Raw genomic sequence first — 2,923 nt, 5'->3', positions numbered from 1 at the left:
GGTCATCCAGGCGGTGGAAGGGCTGCAGATCGACGTCAGGCAGGTCAACCAGCAGACGGTGAGCCAGACCATCGACGCCATGGTGCAGGCCGACCCGAACCTGGCGTGGCTGAAGGAAATGGAAAGCCGGGGTGACGTCGACTGGCAGCGGGTCAAGGAAGTCCATGACAGCTTCAAGTACAGCAGTTCGGGGTTGGGGGCCGGGGCGGCACTGGTGATCGCTATAGTGGTGGCCTATTTTGCCGGCCCCATGCTTAGTCAGGGCATTGGCTCTTTGGGTGGCGCGACCGCCGCCGCTGGCTCAGGAACTGCCATGGCCGCATCAGGGACGGCCACCGCATCGGCTGTGGCTGCTGGTGCTACTGCGGGGTCAACAGTTGCAGCCGGCTGGGCCAACGTGGCGTTGACGGCAGCGGCAACTGGCGCCACCAGCGGAGCCGTAATCAGCACCATCAACAACCGTGGCGACCTGGGCGCGGTGCTCAAGGACGTGACCTCCAGCGACGCGCTGAAGGGCTACGTCACCTCGGCCCTGACGGCGGGCTTCACGTCAGGTGTCCTGGACAGCGCCTACGGGGTGACTGGCGACGACATCAATAAAGTCACCAAGGGCTTCGAGCTGAGCAAGGCTGGCGATATTGCCAAGTTCGGTTCGTACCTGGGGGCTCAAGGTGCCGTACAGGCGGTCGCACAGACGGCGCTGCAGGGTGGAAGTCTCTCGGACAATCTGCAAACCGCCCTGACCGGGCAGATGTACCACTTGATGCAGGCGGTGGCCTTCAATGCGACGGGCGATCTCGCGCAAGCCAATACATGGCAGGAAGGCAGTCCGGAAAAGATCGCCTTGCACGCGGTGGTGGGTGGCTTGCTCAGCGAAGCGACGGGAGGTGATTTCGCCACGGGAGCGCTGGCCGGTGGCGCCAACGAACTGCTGGTCGAACAGCTTGCCGGCGTGATCAACGGTGACAAGAATCTGGAACTGGCGGTGTCGCAGCTGATCGGCGTTGCGGCGGCGACGGCAACCGGTGGCGACCCGGCGAAGGCGGCGGAACTGGCGAAGAATGCCACGGCGTATAATCGGCAGTTGCACAGTGCCGAAGCCAAGCTGCTGGAAGAGTTAGCGCAACGTGATCCAGAGCGTGCCAGGGCTTGGGACGCCGCCGCTTGTGCGCTGGTTTCCTGTAGCGCGGGAGTGCCGCCGAGCGATCCCAACTATGAGTTTCTTGTAGCTCTGCAGGCCGAGGGAGCGCAATACCAGGATCTCCAGACCAGCCTTTTGGAAAGTGGTCTGTTTTCCTACTCGCTTGGCGAGCGGTTTACCGACACCGTTTCACGCTACGGAGAGGAACTGCACTACACCAGTGCTGTGGGCAGTGTCGTTGGTGGCGGGGCGGGAGCCATTGGTTCAGGTGTTGCTGGGGGCGCGAGCTGTACCGTTTCTATGGGGGTGGGCTGTGCATTGGGTGCCCTGGGGGTTGCAGGTAGTGTGGCGGAGTATAGCGACGGCCTGGATCGCCTCAGCAACGGCTATACCTCCACGGAAGGCCAGAAAGTCATAGACTCCTTCAGGCCGGAAACGCATCAGGGCGATGTGAGCCTGGGCGGCCAAGTGGGCGATTTCGTCGTATCGGCAGTGGCTGATCTGGTGTTGGATCGTGTCGGTGGCAAGGCTATCGAGCGTGTTGCCAAGGCTGTCGATGGGAAGTTGAATACATCCCAGACGGGCTCTGGGTCGGCGGGGGATGGGGCAAAAGGAACTGGTGCCGCTGAAACGGCCATTCAAGTGCCTGGCCGCGTTCAGTCACGCGTTAATTTGATGACCGGTGACAAGAGTTCGGGCTGGGAGCACGTTGTGAGTCGCCACTTCAATCCGGAAGTAAATGCAAGCCAATTCACTATAGGGCAGGCTGAACTTCGTAGTTTGCTTCAAAGTAAAGAGGTAGTGAGTGCGCCTATAACGAGAACATTAGAAAGCGCGCAAGGCATTCGATATGTCCGAGAGGTGAATCTCAGTCAGCCTATCGGTATTGACAAATTTAGTGGCCAGCCAACGTCTATAATAACTGTTCTTACCGATAGGTTTGGAAACTTAATAACGACTACTCCGGGGGTTGTTAAGTGAAGCTGATTGGAAGTCTTGTGGAGCAATCTTTTCGTGACGAGCTTTCTAAGTCATGGAGTGCTCTTAGAGAGCCGGGGAATATGTTGCTCTCTATCTTGGAGAGTCGACTTGGCTTGGTTAGCAGCGCCTTTGTATTGAACTGGACTCCTGAGCAAGCTGAGGACTTATATTCGATCTTAGTTAATGGTTCTGAAGTGGTTTGGCTTGAGATTCTAAGATCGAGCGGTGAGCTAGTGGATTTTCAATTTACTAGTGTAAAGGAGTACGAGAGATCGCTTCGTTCACGTCAGCAGAGACTTAAGTTGGCAGTTGCTCTTGATCTAGCATGTAAACATTGAATAATAGGGGGCAAAGGAATAATAGGAATAATAGGAGTAATAGGGGGGCAGACCACGATTAATTTCTGGTAAATCTTGGTCTGTGCTCGCCAGCAAGTAGCTTGGAAGTAGGGTGGATAACGCTTTGCTTATCCACCGCTCTTTAAAAACTCGATAAAACGATCACGGTGAGGCGTCAATTGACGCTTCACTGCTTGATCGGCATTTCTACAGAACATTCCCACGCCCAGGGCGTGGCGGTCGCCCCGGCCACGCAACCGCACAAATACCTGATCGAAACCAACCCGGCGCTGACCGACCTCAAGCAGTTCATGGGCTCGGACTACCTGCTGGGCAACCTCGGCTACGACCCGGACCAGGCGCAGAAACGCCTGGGCGACGGGCTCTACGAGCAGCGCCTGATCCGCGAAGCCGTGGTCGCGCGTACCGGCCAGCGCTACCTGGCCGGGCTGACCAGCGACGA

General features: G+C 57.8%; 1 protein-coding gene and 1 pseudogene. Both read left to right on the top strand.

Going from position 1 to position 2,923, the window contains the following annotated elements; genetic code table 11:
* The coding region (locus IN820_RS11190; protein ID WP_193681059.1) for a DUF637 domain-containing protein at positions 1 to 2,122 on the top strand (2,122 nt) is incomplete at its 5' end.
* 595 nt (positions 2,123 to 2,717) lie between these two features.
* Positions 2,718 to 2,923 (top strand): annotated as a pseudogene (locus IN820_RS11185) (hypothetical protein); the annotation flags it as partial.

Source organism: Pseudomonas lopnurensis (assembly GCF_015070855.1).
GTDB lineage: Bacteria > Pseudomonadota > Gammaproteobacteria > Pseudomonadales > Pseudomonadaceae > Stutzerimonas > Stutzerimonas lopnurensis.
The sequence above is the reverse complement of the archived record's forward strand: the minus strand, read 5'-3'. Positions and strand labels throughout refer to the sequence as shown.